At 73.3% G+C, this 16,166-nt stretch carries 12 protein-coding genes and 1 pseudogene; 4 read left to right on the top strand and 9 right to left on the bottom strand.

The window, feature by feature from the left end; all coding sequences use genetic code 11:
* Positions 1-152: 152 nt before the first annotated feature.
* The 3 genes and pseudogenes from ACZ4WV_RS16040 to ACZ4WV_RS16030 all read right to left on the bottom strand — a co-directional run.
* Entirely contained in the window at positions 153-791 is a 639-nt protein-coding gene (locus ACZ4WV_RS16040) for a YdcF family protein (RefSeq protein ID WP_465746953.1), read from the bottom strand.
* Positions 792-981: 190 nt separating this feature from the next.
* Complete coding sequence (locus ACZ4WV_RS16035) at positions 982-2,025, bottom strand: cytochrome c oxidase assembly protein (RefSeq protein WP_465746970.1); 1,044 nt, start codon at positions 2,023-2,025, stop codon at positions 982-984.
* A gap of 338 nt (positions 2,026-2,363) precedes the next feature.
* Positions 2,364-2,477, bottom strand: a pseudogene (locus tag ACZ4WV_RS16030) (mycothiol transferase); the annotation flags it as partial.
* A 290-nt stretch (positions 2,478-2,767) separates the two neighbouring features.
* On the opposite strand from ACZ4WV_RS16030, the gene ACZ4WV_RS16025 reads away from it, so the two are divergent.
* Complete coding sequence (locus ACZ4WV_RS16025; RefSeq protein ID WP_465746952.1) at positions 2,768-4,846, top strand: alpha-galactosidase; 2,079 nt, start codon at positions 2,768-2,770, stop codon at positions 4,844-4,846.
* 81 nt (positions 4,847-4,927) lie between these two features.
* Here the strand turns inward: ACZ4WV_RS16025 and galT are convergent, their stop codons facing one another.
* Positions 4,928-6,043 carry a galactose-1-phosphate uridylyltransferase gene (gene galT / locus ACZ4WV_RS16020; RefSeq protein WP_465746950.1) on the bottom strand — a complete coding sequence of 372 codons (1,116 nt, stop codon included), beginning with the start codon at positions 6,041-6,043 and terminating at the stop codon, positions 4,928-4,930.
* A 277-nt stretch (positions 6,044-6,320) separates the two neighbouring features.
* Between galT and galK the strand changes: the two genes are divergently transcribed.
* A complete protein-coding gene (gene galK, locus ACZ4WV_RS16015; RefSeq protein WP_465746968.1) occupies positions 6,321-7,481 on the top strand; it encodes a galactokinase in 1,161 nt (386 codons plus the stop codon).
* A 165-nt stretch (positions 7,482-7,646) separates the two neighbouring features.
* Here galK and ACZ4WV_RS16010 read toward each other — a convergent pair whose 3' ends face one another.
* The 5 genes from ACZ4WV_RS16010 to ACZ4WV_RS15990 form a co-directional block, all read right to left on the bottom strand.
* Positions 7,647-8,453 (bottom strand): DeoR/GlpR family DNA-binding transcription regulator, encoded by an 807-nt coding sequence (locus ACZ4WV_RS16010; protein WP_465746948.1) that lies wholly within the window; start codon positions 8,451-8,453, stop codon positions 7,647-7,649.
* Between the two features lie 207 nt (positions 8,454-8,660).
* The gene (locus ACZ4WV_RS16005) at positions 8,661-9,701 is read right to left on the bottom strand and encodes an ABC transporter permease (RefSeq protein WP_465746946.1); all 1,041 of its coding nucleotides are present in this window, start codon (positions 9,699-9,701) and stop codon (positions 8,661-8,663) included.
* Positions 9,702-9,774: 73 nt separating this feature from the next.
* The gene (locus ACZ4WV_RS16000; protein WP_465746944.1) at positions 9,775-11,361 is read right to left on the bottom strand and encodes a sugar ABC transporter ATP-binding protein; all 1,587 of its coding nucleotides are present in this window, start codon (positions 11,359-11,361) and stop codon (positions 9,775-9,777) included.
* A 133-nt stretch (positions 11,362-11,494) separates the two neighbouring features.
* Positions 11,495-12,544, bottom strand: coding sequence for a substrate-binding domain-containing protein (locus ACZ4WV_RS15995; RefSeq protein WP_465746942.1), 1,050 nt, complete (start codon positions 12,542-12,544; stop codon positions 11,495-11,497).
* A gap of 278 nt (positions 12,545-12,822) precedes the next feature.
* The gene (locus ACZ4WV_RS15990; protein ID WP_465746940.1) at positions 12,823-13,284 is read right to left on the bottom strand and encodes a MarR family winged helix-turn-helix transcriptional regulator; all 462 of its coding nucleotides are present in this window, start codon (positions 13,282-13,284) and stop codon (positions 12,823-12,825) included.
* Positions 13,285-13,389: 105 nt separating this feature from the next.
* Between ACZ4WV_RS15990 and ACZ4WV_RS15985 the strand changes: the two genes are divergently transcribed.
* Together ACZ4WV_RS15985 and ACZ4WV_RS15980 are read left to right on the top strand one after the other, a co-directional pair.
* Positions 13,390-13,863, top strand: a complete 474-nt coding sequence (locus ACZ4WV_RS15985) for an SgcJ/EcaC family oxidoreductase (RefSeq protein WP_465746938.1) — start codon at positions 13,390-13,392, stop codon at positions 13,861-13,863.
* A 176-nt stretch (positions 13,864-14,039) separates the two neighbouring features.
* Positions 14,040-16,130, top strand: a complete 2,091-nt coding sequence (locus ACZ4WV_RS15980; RefSeq protein WP_465746935.1) for a SpoIIE family protein phosphatase — start codon at positions 14,040-14,042, stop codon at positions 16,128-16,130.
* Positions 16,131-16,166: the final 36 nt, after the last annotated feature.

Below are 16,166 nucleotides of genomic sequence, written 5' to 3'. Positions count from 1 at the left end.
CCTGACCAGGGCTACCTCGTGGGTTGTTCTTCCCAAAACTTCAAAGGGGATTTTCGCAACCCTGGGCGGCCCCCAGCCGGCTGAAACCACGGGGAGCCCCCCGTTCCGCACCCGCGGACCGGGGGCCTCCCGTCTTCCGTCCGACCGCCCGGTCAGCCGAACCCCAGCACCAGCCAGGTGCCGGTCAGCAGCAGGAGGGCGGTGCCGGTGGTGCGCGGCAGCGCGAGGGCCGTCCCGACCGCCTCGCGCAGCAGCTGGTACGGGCCGTACGCGAGCAGGCCGTCCGCGCCGAGCACCCGGGCCGGGGCTCCCGCCGCGCGGGCGGCCAGGGCGGCGCGGACGGTGTGGAAACCGCTGGTGACCACCGTGCAGCGGTAGCCGGGACGCTCGGCGGCCATCAGGGCGGCGCTGTGGCGCAGGTTCTCCACGGTGTTCACGGCCCGCTCCTCGCGCCGGATCCGCTCCGCCGGCACGCCCCGGGCGATCAGGTAGCGCGCCATCGCGGCCGCCTCGGTGCACTCCTCGTGCGGGCCCTTGCCGCCGGTCACCAGCAGCAGCGGCCGGTACCCGGCGGCCTCCTCGGCGGCGAAACGTCCCAGCGCGGCGTCCAGCCGGGCCGCCAGGACCGGCGCGGGCTCGCAGCCGTCCAGCGCTGCGCCCAGGACCACCAGGAAGTCGGACCTGGCGGGCACCCGCCGGTGGCGCTGGTGCAGCGCGCAGCCGAGGAAGCCGAGCAGCCAGAGCAGGACGTACCCGCCGAGGAGTAGGACGGGCAGGAACAGGGCGAACATACCCGTCGAACGTGCCCGGCGGGATTGCCGTTCCGGAACGCGCCGGCGGGGGTCGGGAAGGCGGAGCTGGGCTGGGGGGCTGGGGCTGGGGCTGGGGCTGGGGGGGCGGCTGGGCGGGCTCGGGCCGAAGACGCGGGAGCCCCCGTTCCGCGGTGGGAACGGGGGCTCCGCCGGGGCGGGTGGACGGACCTTAGCCGGCGTCGGCCGCAGGGGCAGCGGGGATGACGGTCGTGGGCGTCGGCGTGATGGGCGCGGAGGGCGCGGCGGGGGTGCCGGCCGCCCCCGGGCGCTGGCCGCGCTTGTGCAGCGAGGCCAGGTAGGCGTTGTACGCCACCAGCTCGGCGTCCCCGCTGCGGTCCTCGGCGCGGTCGCGGCGGCGGGCCTGGCGCTGCTCCGAGCCCATCCACTGGTAGACCAGCGCGATCAGCACGATCGCCGTCGGGATCTCGCCGAACGCCCAGGTGATGCCGCCGGCCAGCTTCTGGTCCTCCAGCAGGTCCGTCCCGGGTGGCGCGCCCTGGACGGTGAAGGTGGAGACCAGCGGGTGGCCGGCCATCATCACCGCCACGCCGAAGAAGGCGTGGAACGGCATCCCCATGAACAGCTCGATGATCCGCATCACGTGGCCGGGGCGGTGCGGGCCCGGGTCCACGCCCATGATCGGCCAGAAGAAGGCCAGGCCGGCCATGAGGAAGTGGACCATCATGAAGATGTGCCCGAGGCGGTACTGCATCAGGAAGTCGAACAACGGGGTGAAGTAGACCCCGTACAGGCTCGCGATGAACAGCGGGATGGTGAACGCCGGGTGTGAGACCACCCGGACGTACCGGCTGTGCAGCAGCGCCACCAGCAGCTCGCGCGGACCGCGGGGGCGGCCCTTGCCCGCGGGGCGCAGCGCCCGCAGCGCCAGGGTGATCGGGGCGCCGAGCAGCAGGAGGATGGGCGTCAGCATCGACAGCACCATGTGCTGGATCATGTGCGCGCTGAACAGCACCATGCCGTAGTCGTTCAGCCCGGAGCAGGTGACCAGCAGCAGGGTGCCGACGCCGGCGACCCAGCCGACGACCCGGCCGATCGGCCAGCGGTCGCCGCGCCGGTACAGCCGGACCACGCCGAACAGGTACAGCCCGAGCGCCACCAGGCCGCCGAGCAGGAACACCCAGTCCGGGGACCACGTCCACACGTGCGACAGGGTGAACGGGCCTAGCCGGGTCATCCCGCCGTGGTGGTGCATGCCTGACATTCCATCGCCCATCGGCGGGTCCTGCTTCCGTCCTCGTGGCCCCTGGTGCGGGTCCGGTTCGCCCCTTTTGCTTGGCATACAGCCTAGGTGGGCCTTACCTCGGCCGTGCCTCCGCCCCCTCCGTACGGAGGCCACCCGGCGGGTCGGGCGGCGGGTCGGGCAGTGGGGCGGGCAGTGGGCGGGCGGCGACCCGACGGCAGGAGGGCGCCGGTGCCCGGGACCGATCGACGCCGACAGGAATCCGGCCGACGGTGACTCCGCCGACTTCCAGCGCGGGCTGACCGCCCTGGGGCACTACGGCGAGGCCGAGGACATCGCCACCGCCGTGGGGTCGCGCCGTCGGTGAGTTCGCGCAGGATGTCGAGGTGCCCGGCGTGCCGGGCGGTCTCGGTGGCCAGGTGGATCAGCGCCCAGCGTCGTGACACCGTCCGGCCCGACCCTCCGACATCGCCCCGGACAGGCAGGGTCCGCCTCCCTGCCTGACGGGCTTTCAAGTGGCTTTGTGTTGAGTCTTGTCGGCTTCTGTTGGGTGCAATATCGTATGGCACCGCCGCCGACACTGCGCGGCCCGGCGGGATCCGCGGCGTCCGTACCCCACGCCCTGCGGACGGCGTCGCCGTGTCCGCACGCCCCCGTCCGGACCGCCGGAACCGGCTCCATCCACCCGCGCCGAGGCCGGAGCCCTTCGGTGGCCCAGGCACACGGCCCACTCACCCACCCGGGAAGCCCCCACATGCGCAGAACGCCACCTCGCGTCGTCGGCCTGCTCGCCGCCACGGCCCTCGCGGCCTCCGGCCTCGGAGTCGTCACGCTCGCCACCGCCGCGCCGGCCGCCGCCCTCGGCAACGGCAACGCCCTGACCCCGCCCATGGGCTGGAACTCGTGGAACAGCATCGGCGCCTACGTCACCGAGAGCGAGATCAAGCAGACCATCGACTTCATGGCGGCCAACGGCCTGGTGCAGGCCGGCTACGACACCGTCACCATCGACGACGGCTGGTCGGCGCGCCACCGCGACGGCCAGAGCGCGGACTTCGCGAAGACCGCGGACGGCGCCATGCAGCTGTACGACGACAACGGGAATCCGGTCAGCGGCACCGACGGCCGCGGCAACGACCCGACCACCGGCCACCTCGTCCCCGAGCCCCGGCAGTTCCCCGCGCAGTCCGTCGACGGCCGGACCGTCAACGGGATCCAGTACCTGGCCTGGTACGCCCACAGCAAGGGCATGAAGTTCGGCCTCTACGCCACCGACACCTACACCACCTGCCAGGGCCACCCCGGCAGCCTCGGCCACGAGACCACCGACGCCGCCGACTTCGTCTCCTGGGGCGTCGACTTCGTCAAGTACGACGACTGCCCCTACGGCCCCACCATCTTCGGCCCCGACGGCTACGCCTACTACCCGCAGGGCGAGGGCAAGGAGCTCACCCGCTCCATCTACGCCCGGACGCAGACCTTCCAGCGCGCCCTCGACGCGGCGACCGGCGCCGCAGGCAGGCCCAAGGTCACCCTCAGCCTGTCCGCGCAGCCCGCGCACACCGGAATCCCGACCCTGCTGAGCGCCGACGACCCGGCCCGCACCGATCCGCTGATCACCGCCGCCGGCACCCCGCCGCACCAGGCGCCCGGCTACTCGCCCACCGAAATCTGGTGCGGCCAGGTCGCCAACATGTGCCGGATCGGCGGCGACCGGGACAGCGAACTCGACGGCGTGCTCTACAACGGGCAGCTGCAGACCGCCCTGAAGTACCCCGGCAACGTCCACCCGGGCAGCTGGAACGACCTGGACATGATGTTCGCCGGCTGGCAGGACACCTACGGTGTCTGGGGCGTCACCGACACCTCCCGGGGTCACAAGCCGTTCACGGACGACGAGTCGCGCACCGAGCTGTCCGTCCTGTCGATGATGGCGGCCCCCCTCGTCTCCGGCGCCGACCTGCGCACCGCGGCCGACTCGCAGCACACCGCCGACGGCTACACCTGGTCCACCGGCGTCAGCTCCTCCGCGCTGTCGCTCCTCAAGAACCGCGACGTGATCGCCATCGACCAGGACGGCCTCGCCGAGCCCGCCACCCTGGTCGGCAAGGCGCCCTCCTCACCGACCGCCCCCGTGGTCCTCAAGCGCCGACTGGCCAACGGCGACCTGGCCGTGGCGCTGGTCAACCAGGACCCGAACAACTGGGCCATGGTCAGCGCGAGCTTCACCGACCTCGGCCTGACCGGTTCCTCCTACGGCTACCGGGAGCTGTGGACCGGCACCACCGGCACCGCCACCGGCTCCCTCGGCGGCAACTGGATCCCTGCGCACGGCGTCGCGCTCTACCGCATCGCCGGCGGGGGCACCGGCACGGGAGGCGGCGGGCCGGCCGTCGTCGGCGACGGCAAGTACCACGTGATCAGCGCGGGCGGCACCGCCGGCCAGGTGCTCGAAGTCCAGGGCGGCTGCTCCGCACCCGTCGGCGGCAACTCCGGCGTCAACGTCTACCGGAGCGGCGACGCGGCCCAGCAGTGGCTGTTCACGCCCGATCCGGACGGCACCGTGACGATCACCGACGGCTGCTCCACCGCCGCCCAGGCGCACACCGTGCTCGCCGGCGGCAACGGCGTCGGCAGCGCGTATCTGCTCAACGCCTCGCCCGGCAACCCCTGGCAGAAGTGGAAGGTCGCCCAGAACGGCGGCGTCCTCACCGTCACCAACGTCGGCAACGGCCTGACCCTGGACGTCGCCGGCACCGCGATCGGCTCGACGGCCATGACCAATCCGGCCAACGCCGCCTCGGCGGGGCAGAGTTGGACCGTCCTGTCCTGACTGAGGGGCCCCGGCCGGCCTCGACCGGCCGGGGCCCGCTTCAGCCGCTTCAGCCGCTCAGCCCCGCGACCCCCCAACCGCTCAGCCCGACACCGCGCCGGCCGTGGCGGCCCGGAGGCGGGCGGCGGCCTGCTCCGGGCTGACATCGGTGACGAAGGCGTCGAGTCCGGACTCCACACCGGCCAGGTACTTGAGCTTGCCGGGTGCCCGCCGGATGGTGAACAGCTCCAGGTGGAGGGCGAGTTCACCGCCGCCGGTGGCGGGTGCCTGGTGCCAGGCCGCGATGTACGGAGTCCGGTTGGGCGCCGCGCCGGGCGGGGCGGGGAACAGCGCGTCGAAGCGGCGCAGCAGGTCCAGGTAGAGGCCGGGGAACTCGGCGCGTTCCGCCTCGGTGAGCGCGGTCAGGTCGGCGACCCGCCGGTGGGGGTAGAGGTGGACCTCGTAGGGCCAGCGGGCGGCGAACGGGACGAAGGCCGTCCAGTGCCGGCCCTGGAGCACCAGCCGCTCGGGGGAGTCCCGTTCGGCGGCGAGGAGGTCCTCGAACAGGTTCCGCCCGGTGCGGGCCCGGTGCGCCTCGGCCCGGGTGATCATCCGGGCGGTGCGGGAGGGGACGAAGGGGAAGGCGTAGATCTGACCGTGCGGGTGGGCGAGCGTGACCCCGATCTCCTCCCCGCGGTTCTCGAAGCAGTACACCTGCCGGACGCCGGGCAGGGCGGAGAGCTCCGCCGTGCGGTCCGTCCAGGCGTCCAGGACCAGGCGCACCCTGGGCTCGTCGAGGTCCGCGAAGGAGGCGTCGTGGTCGGAGGTGAAGCAGACCACCTCGCACCGGCCGTTGCCGGGGCGCAGGCTGTGCAGGGGCGCGTCCTGCGCCGCGACGTGGTCGGCGGCGCCCGTGGCGAGCGACGGGAAGCGGTTCTCGAACACCACGACCTCGTAGTCGGGCGCCGGGATCTCGCTGAGCCGCCCGTCGCGGGAGGGGCACAGCGGGCACTCGCCGGCCGGCGGGTGGTAGGTGCGCTGCTGCCGGTGCGCCGCCACGGTGACCCACTCGCCGAGCACCGGGTCGAGCCGGGTCTCGGAAAGGCTCGCCGTGGGCTCCAGCGGCCGTTCGTCCGCGACATCGCGGAGCGGGCCCGGCTCCTGGTCGAAGTAGACGAGTTCGCGGCCGTCGGCCAGCTTGGTGGCGGTTCTGTGCACCGCTGTACTCCTTACGCGTGGGACGTCGCCCCGGCAGTTTTCGAGCTTCAACAGATTCAAACAGAGACGATCGCTTGTCAACAAGCGTTAACGTCGCCCGGTGCCGACTCCCGGGCGGTTGACTTTCCTTGTTCGACGCCTACTCGACCTTCTTCGACCCGACTGGACATGGACATCGGGGAGGTTGACCCTGAGGGCGGTCATGTTTGAATATGTCGGAATGAGCTCTGGCTCGCCGATGGACATCACTGGCGGGCACCCCACCCGCGCACCAGGCATGGAGCTGAACCCGATGATCGACGAGGCCGCCACCGACTTCGAGGCCGTCCACGGGGCACGGCCCAGCGGCACGTGGGTCGCCCCCGGCCGGGTGAACCTGATCGGCGAGCACACCGACTACAACGACGGCTTCGTCCTGCCCATCGCCCTCCCGCACACCACCCGCGTCACCGCGCGTGACCGGGCGGACCGACGGCTGCGGCTGTACAGCGCCCAGGGCGACGGCAGGGTCACCGACCTCGCGCTCGACGGCCTGGCCCCCGGCGTGGTCGCCGGCTGGGCCGCCTACCCGGCGGGCGTGTTCTGGGCGCTCGCCGAGGCGGGGCACGCCGTCGGCGGGGCCGACCTGTTCATCGACAGCGACGTGCCGACCGGGGCCGGCCTCTCCTCCTCGGCCGCCCTGGAGTGCGCGACCGCCGCCGCTCTGAACGACCTCTACGACCTCGGCCTCACCGCTCCGCAGCTCGCCGTGACCGCCCAGCGGGCCGAGAACGCCTTCGTCGGCGTGCCCTGCGGCGTGATGGACCAGATGGCCTCCGCCTGCTGCACGGAAGGCACCGCGCTGTTCCTGGACACCCGGACGCTGGAGCAGCGGCACGTCCCGTTCGACGTCGAGGCGGCGGGACTGCGACTGCTGGTGATCGACACCAGGGTCAAGCACGACCTCGGCGACGGCGCCTACGCGGCCCTGCGGGCCGGCTGCGAGCGCGCCGCCGACCTGCTCGGTCTGCCCGCGCTGCGCGACCTCGCCGCGGTCGACCTGGCCCCGGCCCTGGACCGGCTGCCCGGCGAACTCCGCCCGCTGGTACGGCACGTGGTGACCGAGAACGAACGCGTCACCGAGACCGTCGAGCGACTGGAGCACGGCGAGCCCGCCGCCCTGGGCCCGATCCTGACGGCCGGGCACGCGTCGCTGCGCGACGACTTCCGGGTGTCCTGCCCGGAGACGGACCTCGCGGTCGAGACCGCCGTCGCCGCCGGGGCACTGGGCGCCCGGATGACCGGCGGCGGCTTCGGGGGCTCCGTTGTCGCCCTGGTGGAGGCCGCGCGCGTGGCGGGGGTCTCGGAGGCGGTGACGGCGGCCTTCCGTTCGGCGCGCTTCGCCGCACCGGCCACCTTCACCGCCGTCCCCTCGGCGGGAACCCGGCGGGTGGGCTGACCGGGCCGGTGGGCTGAGCAGGCGGGTGGGCTGAGCGGGCCGGTGGTCTGACCGGGCGGGTGAGCTGATCGGCCCCACGGCCTGACCGGGCCGCCCGCGCGGAGCCCGCTCACGTCCGTCAGCGGCCGCACGACGGCCAGGGCCCAGGACGTCGGCAGCGCCCGCTCAGCCGCCCGCCGGGACGACGACGAGCTCGCCGACGGACTCGGCGAGCACCTCGCGGGCGGTCGCCGGAAGGCCGTCGTCGGTGACGAAGCAGTGGACCTCCGCCAGGGTCGCGAAGCTGCTCAGCCCGACCACGCCCCACTTGGTGTGGTCCGCGACCACCACGGTGCGGCGCGCCGAGGCGATCAGGGCCCGGTTGGTCTGCGCCTCGGCCAGGTTGGGCGTGGTGAGGCCGGCCTGCTCGCTGACCCCGTGCACGCCCAGGATCAGCAGGTCCACGTGCAGCGAGCGGATCGTCTGGTCGGCGAGGGCCCCCACCAGGGCCGCCGAGCGGGTGGGCGACCCACCGGTCAGCAGCAGCGACGGGGCGGTCTCCCTCCCGTCGCTTCCGGCTGCCCACAGCAGGTCCGCGATCCGCAGCGAGTTGGTCACCACCGTCAGTTCCGGGACGTCCAGCAGCCGGGAGGCGACCGCGTAGGTCGTGGTCCCGCCCGAGAGGGCCACCACGCTGCCCGGCTCGACCAGCTGCACCGCGGCGTCCGCGAGCGCGGCCTTGGTGCCCTCCTCCAGCCCGGACTTGGCGTCGAAGCCGGGTTCGAAGGTGCTCGCCGACCCGGTCGCCACCGCGCCGCCGTGGACCTTCTCCACGGCGCCCTGGCGGACCAGCGCGTCGAGGTCCCGGCGGATGGTCATGTCGGACACGCCGAACTGCTCGACCAGTTCGGCGACCCGGATCGCGCCGGTCCGGCGGATCGCCTCCAGGATCAGCGCCTGGCGTTGCGCGGCGAGCAAGGTCTGGTCAGCCACGGATGGCCTTTCGATCGAACGAGCACGTACGGCTTGTGCGTTCTCGTCGGCGCCGGGAACACGGCCGGGTCCTGCGGAGCCATTATCCCAGGGCGGGTTTCGCCGCGTGTGCCCGGTACCGGGCACGGGAGGAACGGACCGCCGGCGCCGCGGGCGGGCGCGGCACCGGCGGTCCGGGGCACAAGCGGGCGTCGGGGAGCGGGGACGTCAGGCGGGCAGGCCGACCGCGCGTTCGCGGTTGCGGCGCTGCTGGATGACGACGGCGGCGACCAGCAGGGCGCCCTGGGCGACGTTCTGCCAGAACGAGTTGATGCCCTGGACGGTAAGGCCGTTCTGCAGCGCGCCGAGCAGCGCGACGGCGAGCAGGGTACCGCCGATGCCGCCCTTGCCGCCCTTGAGGGCGCAGCCGCCGAGGGCGGCCGCGGTGATCGACTGCAGCTCCAGGCCCTCGCTGCCGGAGACGGGCTGGCCGCTGCCGGTACGGGCGGTGAGCAGCACGCCCGCGAGGGCGGCGACGGTGCCGGAGAGGGCGTAGGCGGCGAGCAGGTACTTGTTGAGGTTGATGCCGGCCAGGCGGGCGGCGGTGTCGTTGCCGCCGATCGCGTAGATGTTGCGGCCGATGTCGGTGTAGGTGAGCAGCACGTGCACGGCGGCGGCGGTCAGGACCAGCAGCCAGACCATGGTGGGCAGGCCGGCGATCTTGCCGCGGCTGAGGAAGACGAAGACCGGGTCGTTGAGCACGTAGCCCTGGGCGCGGCCGTCCGAGACGAGCTGGGCGACGCCCTTGTAGGCGGCCAGTCCGGCGAGGGTGGCGATGGTCGGGTTGACCCGGCCGTAGACGATCACGACGCCGTTGAACAGGCCGATGCCGGCGCCGATGGCGAGGGCCGCGCCGATGCCGAGGTAGGGGTTGGCGCCGGTGGAGGTGAAGATCATGGCACTGGTCACGGAGGCCAGACCGGCCTGGGAGCCGACCGAGATGTCGAGGCCGCCGCAGATGATCACGACGGTCTGGACGACGGCCAGCAGTCCGGAGATGGTGACGGCCTCGGCGATGACCTGGATGTTGTCCCAGCCGACGAAGTTCGGGTTGAGCCAGCCGAACAGGGCGGTGACGGCGACGAGGGCGCCGATCAGGCTGAGGTTCTGTCCGCCGATGGTCGCGAGCAGGGCGCGCGGGCCACCGGACCGGACGGGCGGGGCTCCGGTGTCCGGCGCCGGCGCGGTCGGGGGAGTGGCGGTGGTCATGCGCCCACCTCGCTGCGCTCGGCGGGGGCACATGCCCACGCGCGCCTTTCGATGATTCGCTCGCTGCGCTCGTTCATCGGGTCTCTCCGGTCTGGGCGGGTGCGGTGGGGGCGAGGTCGTCGGCCATGGCGAGGGCGAGGACGGCCTCTTCCGTCGCCTGTTCGCGGGGGAGTTCGCCGGTGGTGCGGCCGTCCTGCATCACCACGACCCGGTCGGCGAGCCCGAGTACTTCGGTCAGTTCGGAGGAGATGACCAGGACGGCGGTGCCCGCGCGGGCGAGGTCGGCGATGATCTGGTAGATCTCGGCCTTGGCGCCGATGTCGACGCCGCGGGTGGGTTCGTCGAGGATCAGCAGGTCGGGCCGGCGGGCGAGCCAGCGGGCGAGGACGACCTTCTGCTGGTTGCCGCCGGAGAGGGTGCGGACCTCCGCCTCGACGGAGGGCGCGCGGACCCGCAGCCGGTCGGCGTACTCCTGGGCGAGGTCCTTCTCCTGGCGGCGCCTGACGAACCGCCAACGGCTGAGCCGGCGCAGGCTGACCAGCGAGGTGTTGTCCCGGATCGTGCGCTGCAGGAACAGCGCCTGGGCCTTGCGCTCCTCGGGGGCCAGGCCGATGCCGGCGGCGATGGCGTCGCGGGGGTTCCGCAGCCGCAGCACCTCACCGTTGAGGGCCACCGTGCCGGAGCGGATCGGGGTGTCGCCGGCCAGGGCGAGGGCGAGTTCGGAGCGTCCGGCGCCGATCAGGCCGGCCAGGGCGACCACCTCGCCGGCCCGGACCCGCAGGCTGACGTCGTGGACGTCGTCGGTGGTGACGCCGTTGACGTCCAGCACGACGCGGTCGGTGGCGACCTGCGGGCGGAGGAACAGCGAGGACAGGTCGCGACCGACCATGAGCCGGACGAGCTCGCCCTCGTCGGTGGCGGCGGCCTCGACCACGCCGGCCACCCGGCCGTCGCGCAGCACGGCGATGCGGTCGGCGAGTCGGAAGATCTCCTTCATCCGGTGGGAGACGTAGACGACCGCGATCCCCTCGTCGCGCAGGCGGCCGATCAGCGCGAACAGGGCCTCGACCTCGTGCTCGGAGAGCGAGGAGGTGGGTTCGTCGAAGGCGATCGCACGTGGCGGGACGGCGCCGGTCAGGGCCCGCATGATCTCGACCAACTGGCGCTGGGCGGCGGTGAGTTGGGAGCCGAGGAGGTCCGGGTCGAGGACCTTGTCGAAGCCGAGCCGGCGCAGGTCGGCGACGATCCGGCGGCGCAGCCCGGCGCGGTCGAGGCGGCGCAGCCGGGTGCGGGGCAGCGCGCCGGCGTAGACGTTCTCGGCGACCGGCACGTGCGGGATGATCTCCGGTTCCTGCGGGATGATCCGGATCCCGGCGCGGCGGGCGTCCTGCGGCGAGTGCAGGTCCAGCTCCCGGCCGTCCAGCAGGACGCGCCCCCCGGTGGGGCGGTGGTCGCCGGTGAGGATGCGCAGCAGGGTCGACTTGCCGGCGCCGTTCTCGCCCATCAGGGCGGTGACCTGCCCGGGCGGGAAGACGAGGGTGACGTCCGTCAGCGCCTGGACGGTGCCGAAGCGCTTGGACACCGCCTCGGCGCGCAGGCCGGCGGAGCCGCCCGGTGGTGGGTGGGGCGAGGATTCGGGTGAGGATTGAGGTGGGGTCATCGGGGCCTCGTTGGCGGTGCGGTACCCAGCGGTACGGGCGCGGGCGGTACGGGCGGTTCTCAAGGTAGCGGCGGTACGGCGGGGCCTCGGCAGGCCCGCCGCACCACCGGCTCGACGCGACGCCGGTGCGGCGTCAGCTGCAGGACACGCCCGCGGACTGCCAGGTCGCGGCGTCGACCATCTTGGTCGGGGCGAAGGCCTCCTTGGGAAAGTCCTTGCCGTTCTTGAGCTTGTCGTACATCGTCTGCACCGACAGGGCGCCGACGTCCTTGCCGTTGATGAACAGGGCGGCCTTCATGCCGGAGGGCTTGCCGGACGCCCAGTCCTTGCACGCCAGGTAGGCGCCCAGGCCGACGCCGTCGATGTCGTCGGGGCTGATCCCGGCGTTCTGGAGGGCGGTGACGGCGCCCTGGACGTTCTCGTCGTTGCAGCCCCACGCCACCCAGTGCTTGACGCCGGGGTTGGCGGTGATGGTGGCGGCCACCTTGTCCTGTGCGCCGGTCGGGGTGTTGTCGGTGGCCACGTCGATGCTCTGCACACCGGGGACGGCTTGGTCGAAGGCGGCCTTGGCGGCCTTGACGCGGTCTCCGCAGACGGTGACGTCCTGCTTCCATGCGGAGATGACCCGCGTGTCGGCCGCGTTCCACCCGGCCTTCTTGAACTCCTCCGCGGCGCGCTGGCCGACCTGCTGACCCATCTGCTGGCCGGAGAAGCCGATCCTGGGCACCAGGTCGCCGGCGGCGCACTGCGCCGGGGCGGGGCCGGTCGCGCAGACCTGGTCGTCGGAGGTGAGCAGCGCGGCCTTGGCGTCCCGGGCGGTCTGCACCACCTGGGGGCCGACGGCGGGATCCGGCACCACGATGATCAGTCCGTTGCTCTTCTGGGCGATCGCGGACTGCACCTCGCCGACCGTCTTGTTGGCGTCGTTGCCGAGGTTCACCACCTTGAGGTCGGCGCCCAGCTCGGCGGCCTTGGCCTTGGCGCCCGCGGCCTCGTCCACGAAGTACTGCTGGTCGCCCTGCTTCTGCAGGTAGGTGATCGAGACCTTGCCGGACACCGGTGCCACCGGTGCGTCGGCGCCGGAGGAGGAGGTCTGCCCAGTGGAGCAGGCCGTCAGGGCGGAGGCGGTGACCAGGCTCAGCGCGGCGAGCGAGGCCAGGCGGCCGCGGGGGGTGAGGTGCATGGTGGGGCTCCTGAGGATGGGGGCCGATCAGCCAGTAGCAACAGAATCGATCATAAATCATCGGAATCAAACGTGATGAGGCAAAAGGAAACGCCCCACTCAGCCCTGAGTCAAGCTCAGGTTTGTCTTCGGGGTGGTTTCGAAACCGTCTCGTTATGCCGCCTGCCGGTCCCGGTCTCGGCGGGAGGGGGGCGGGGCGGGCGTTTCGGCATGCGAAACACCCCGGCCCTGGGGGCCGGGGTGGCGGATCCGGTTCGGACGGGGGGCCGGCCGCGACGTCAGCCGGCGGAGGATCCGCGCAGCTCCTCGACCGCGGCCTGGTAGGCCTCGGTGGCGCGGGCGAAGTAGTCGAAGAGGACCTCCAGCTGCTCGGGTGAGTAGCCGCCGAGGAGTTCGCCGATCCGCCGCCGGGCGGGGGCCATCGCCGCGTCGAGGCCGGCGGGCCTGCCGACGGGCTCCACGATCACCTTGCGGCGGTCGTCCGGGGACGGGGCGCGCCGCACGTAGCCGGCCGCCTCCAGGCGGTCGACCAGGCGGGTGGTGGGGCCGGTGGTCAGGCCGGTCCGCGCGCCCAGCTCGCCGGGAGTCATCGGTCCGCCGAGCTCCAGCACGTTCAGTGCGTACAGGTCGGTGGCGCCGAGCTCGCAGGCCTTGGCGCTGGCGTGGCCGTGGAGCAGCACGGCGCTCAGGTAACGGCGGTAGGTCTCACTCGCCCCGGCCGGGGCGGCATGCGTTGACACGGGCTCTCCCACTCCCTAATCTCTTCCTCGGGGAAGAGACTTCTTTAGAGCAGATACTGCTCGAAAGAAGCATCTTCATCGCCGAAGCTAGCATGAGGGGGACCCATGACCATGCACCAGCCCGCAGCCGCCGACCGCGCCGCGGACACGGCCGCCGTCGAGGCGCTGCTGCACCGCAGCGCGGCCGCCTGGGCCGCCGGTGACGGCTCCGCGTACGGGGCCTGCTTCACCGCGGACGCCACCGACCTCACCTTCGTCGGCACCCTCTACCGCGGCGGAGCCGAGATCGGCCGCGCCCACCAGGCCCTGTTCGACAGCTTCCTCAAGGGCACCACCCTCGTCCTCGACGTGGTCGACCTGCGCTTCTACGGCCCCGACACCGCGGTGGCGGTGACCCGCGGCGACGTCCGCAAGAGCGGCGCCAAGCCCGGCCGGCTCGGCAAGCTCGCCACCTACACCCTGGTCCGCGAGGCCGACGGCCGGTGGCGCATCGCCGCCGTCCAGAAGACCCAGCGCAAGCCGCTCATGGAGGCGCTCTCCTTCCGCTTCCAACCCGCCACCCGGCCCGCACGGAGCTGACCGTCGCGTCCACCCGGTACCGTCCGACCGGCGCCTCGGCGCCCCAGCGCGCCGGTCACCGGGCGGACCCATGCCGTACGGCCGTCGGGCTCGGCGCGTGCGAGTTCCGCCGGTGGGCAGACGATGGAGGTGCGGCGACGCGCAGGCGTCGCCGCGCAGGCGAGGAGGTGGTGCCGGTGCCGCACCGACTGGGACCTTCGGACGTCACCCTGGCCGCGAGCGGTCTGCTGGACGTCCTCGGCGTCGCGGCCGTCGTGCTCGACGAGGAAGGCCGGATCGTACTGTGGAGCCCCCCGGCCGAGGAGCTCTTCGGCTACTCCTGCGAGGAGGCCCTCGGCCGCTACGCGGCCGACCTGCTCACCGACCCCGATCGGCGCCAGCCGGTACTGGAGGCGTTCGCCCGGGTCATGGCCGGCGAGGGCACCTGGGCCGGAGCGTTCCCCGTCCGCCACAAGGACGGGCACACCGTGCTGACGGAGTTCCGCAACATGCGGCTCCAGGCCTCCTCCGGCAGCTGGTACGCCCTCGGCATCGCCTCGGCCCGCGAGACGCTGCGCCGGGTGGAACGCGACCTGGCCCTGTCCGCGCGCCTGGTCGAGCAGGCGCCGATCGGACTGGCCGTCCTCGACTCCGGCCTGCGGTACGTGCTGGTCAACCGGACCCTGGAACGGATCAACGGGCTACCGGCGGCCGAGCACCTGGGCCGCACGCCCCACGACGTGCTGCCCCACCTCGACGTCGCCGCGATCGAGGGCCGGATGCGGCAGGTCCTGGCCACCGGGCAACCGGTGCTGGAGGAGTTCACCACCGGCCGGGTACCGCACGACGACGACCGCGAGCACGCCTGGACCTCCTCGTTCTACCGGCTGGAGGACCAGGCCCACCGGGTGATCGGGCTGGCGATCTCGGTCGTCGACGTCACCGAACAGCACCAGCAGGCCCTGGCCGCCGCCCGCGCCCGCCGGCGCCTGGCCCTGATCGCCGACGCCTCCATCCGCGTCGGCACGACCCTCGACCTCGCGACCACCGCCCGCGAACTCGCGGACGTGACCGTCCCGGAGGTCGCCGACATCGCCGCGATCGACCTGCTGGACTCCGTCCTGCCCGACGCCGCGGGGAGGAGCGGGAACGGCGGGCCCGCGCGGTTCCGGGCCATGGCGCTCAAGACCGCCCACCCGACCCCCGCCGCCCAGGCCGCCGACCCCGTCGGGGAGGTCACCCACTACCACCCCCAGAGACTCGCCACCCAGGCCGCCGCCGCCCGGCCCGTGCTCGTCCCCCGCATCCGGCCCGAGGACATGACCAGGATCGCCCGCGACGACCACGCCGCCCGCCTCCTCCAGGACGCCGGCGTCCACTCCTACCTCGCGGTGCCGCTCATCGCCCGGGGCCACGTCCTCGGCGTCCTCGACCTCAAACGCACCCGCAACCCCGCCCCGTTCGACCGCGACGACCTCCTGCTCGCCACCGAACTCGCCGCCCGCGCCGCCATCGCCATCGACAACGCCCGCTGGTACCAGCACCAGCGCCGGGCCACCCTCGCCCTGCAGCGCCACCTCCTGCCGCCCCAGCACTCGCCACAGGCACCCGGACTCGCCATCGCCCACCGCTACCAGCCCGCCGGCGCCGCCGACGAGACCGGCGGAGACTGGTTCGACGTCATCCCCCTCCCGGACGGCCGCACCGCCCTCGTCGTCGGGGACGTCATGGGCTCCGGCATCAACGCCGCCGCCACCATGGGCCAGTTGCGCACCGCCACCCGCGCCCTGGCCCGTCTCGACCCCGACCCGGCCGCACTCCTCACCCACCTCGACGAGACCGCCCACGACCTCGGCGACACCATGGCCACCTGCCTGATCGCCCTCTACGACCCCGCCGCACACCACTGCCGCCTCGCCGGTGCCGGACACCCCCCGCCCGTGCTCGCCCGCCCCGGCCACAACCCGCGCGCCGTCCCGCTGGAACCCGGCCCACCGCTGGGCGTCGGCGGCCTGCCCTTCCCCGGCCACGACCTCGACCTGCGCCCCGGCGACGACCTCATCCTCTACACCGACGGCCTGATCGAGGTCCGCGACCAGGACATCGACCAGCGCCTGCAGACGCTCGTCGACCTCGTCGCCGGCCCGCGCCGACCGCTGGAGGACACCTGCGACCTCCTGCTCACCGCGCTACGGCGACCCGACACCCAGGACGACGTCGCCCTGCTCATCGCCCGCGTCCTCCCGCCCACCCCGCCCGGCGCCGGCGAGGACCTCCCCACCGGGTGAACCGCGCGGCGGCGCGTGCGCGAGGCACCGGGGCCC

Source organism: Kitasatospora sp. NPDC029312 (assembly GCF_055569215.1).
Note: the sequence above shows the minus strand (reverse complement) of the source record. Positions and strands in the feature narration are given on the sequence as shown.

Bases quoted from the DNA above. Each gene is read 5' to 3' on its own strand.
- ACZ4WV_RS16040 (WP_465746953.1), bottom strand. From the start codon at position 791: ATGTTCGCCCTGTTCCTGCCCGTCCTACTCCTCGGCGGGTACGTCCTG.
- ACZ4WV_RS16035 (WP_465746970.1), bottom strand. From the start codon at position 2,025: ATGCACCACCACGGCGGGATGACCCGGCTAGGCCCGTTCACCCTGTCG.
- ACZ4WV_RS16025 (WP_465746952.1), top strand. From the start codon at position 2,768: ATGCGCAGAACGCCACCTCGCGTCGTCGGCCTGCTCGCCGCCACGGCC.
- galK (WP_465746968.1), top strand. From the start codon at position 6,321: ATGGAGCTGAACCCGATGATCGACGAGGCCGCCACCGACTTCGAGGCC.
- ACZ4WV_RS16005 (WP_465746946.1), bottom strand. From the start codon at position 9,701: ATGACCACCGCCACTCCCCCGACCGCGCCGGCGCCGGACACCGGAGCC.
- ACZ4WV_RS16000 (WP_465746944.1), bottom strand. From the start codon at position 11,361: ATGACCCCACCTCAATCCTCACCCGAATCCTCGCCCCACCCACCACCG.
- ACZ4WV_RS15995 (WP_465746942.1), bottom strand. From the start codon at position 12,544: ATGCACCTCACCCCCCGCGGCCGCCTGGCCTCGCTCGCCGCGCTGAGC.
- ACZ4WV_RS15985 (WP_465746938.1), top strand. From the start codon at position 13,390: ATGACCATGCACCAGCCCGCAGCCGCCGACCGCGCCGCGGACACGGCC.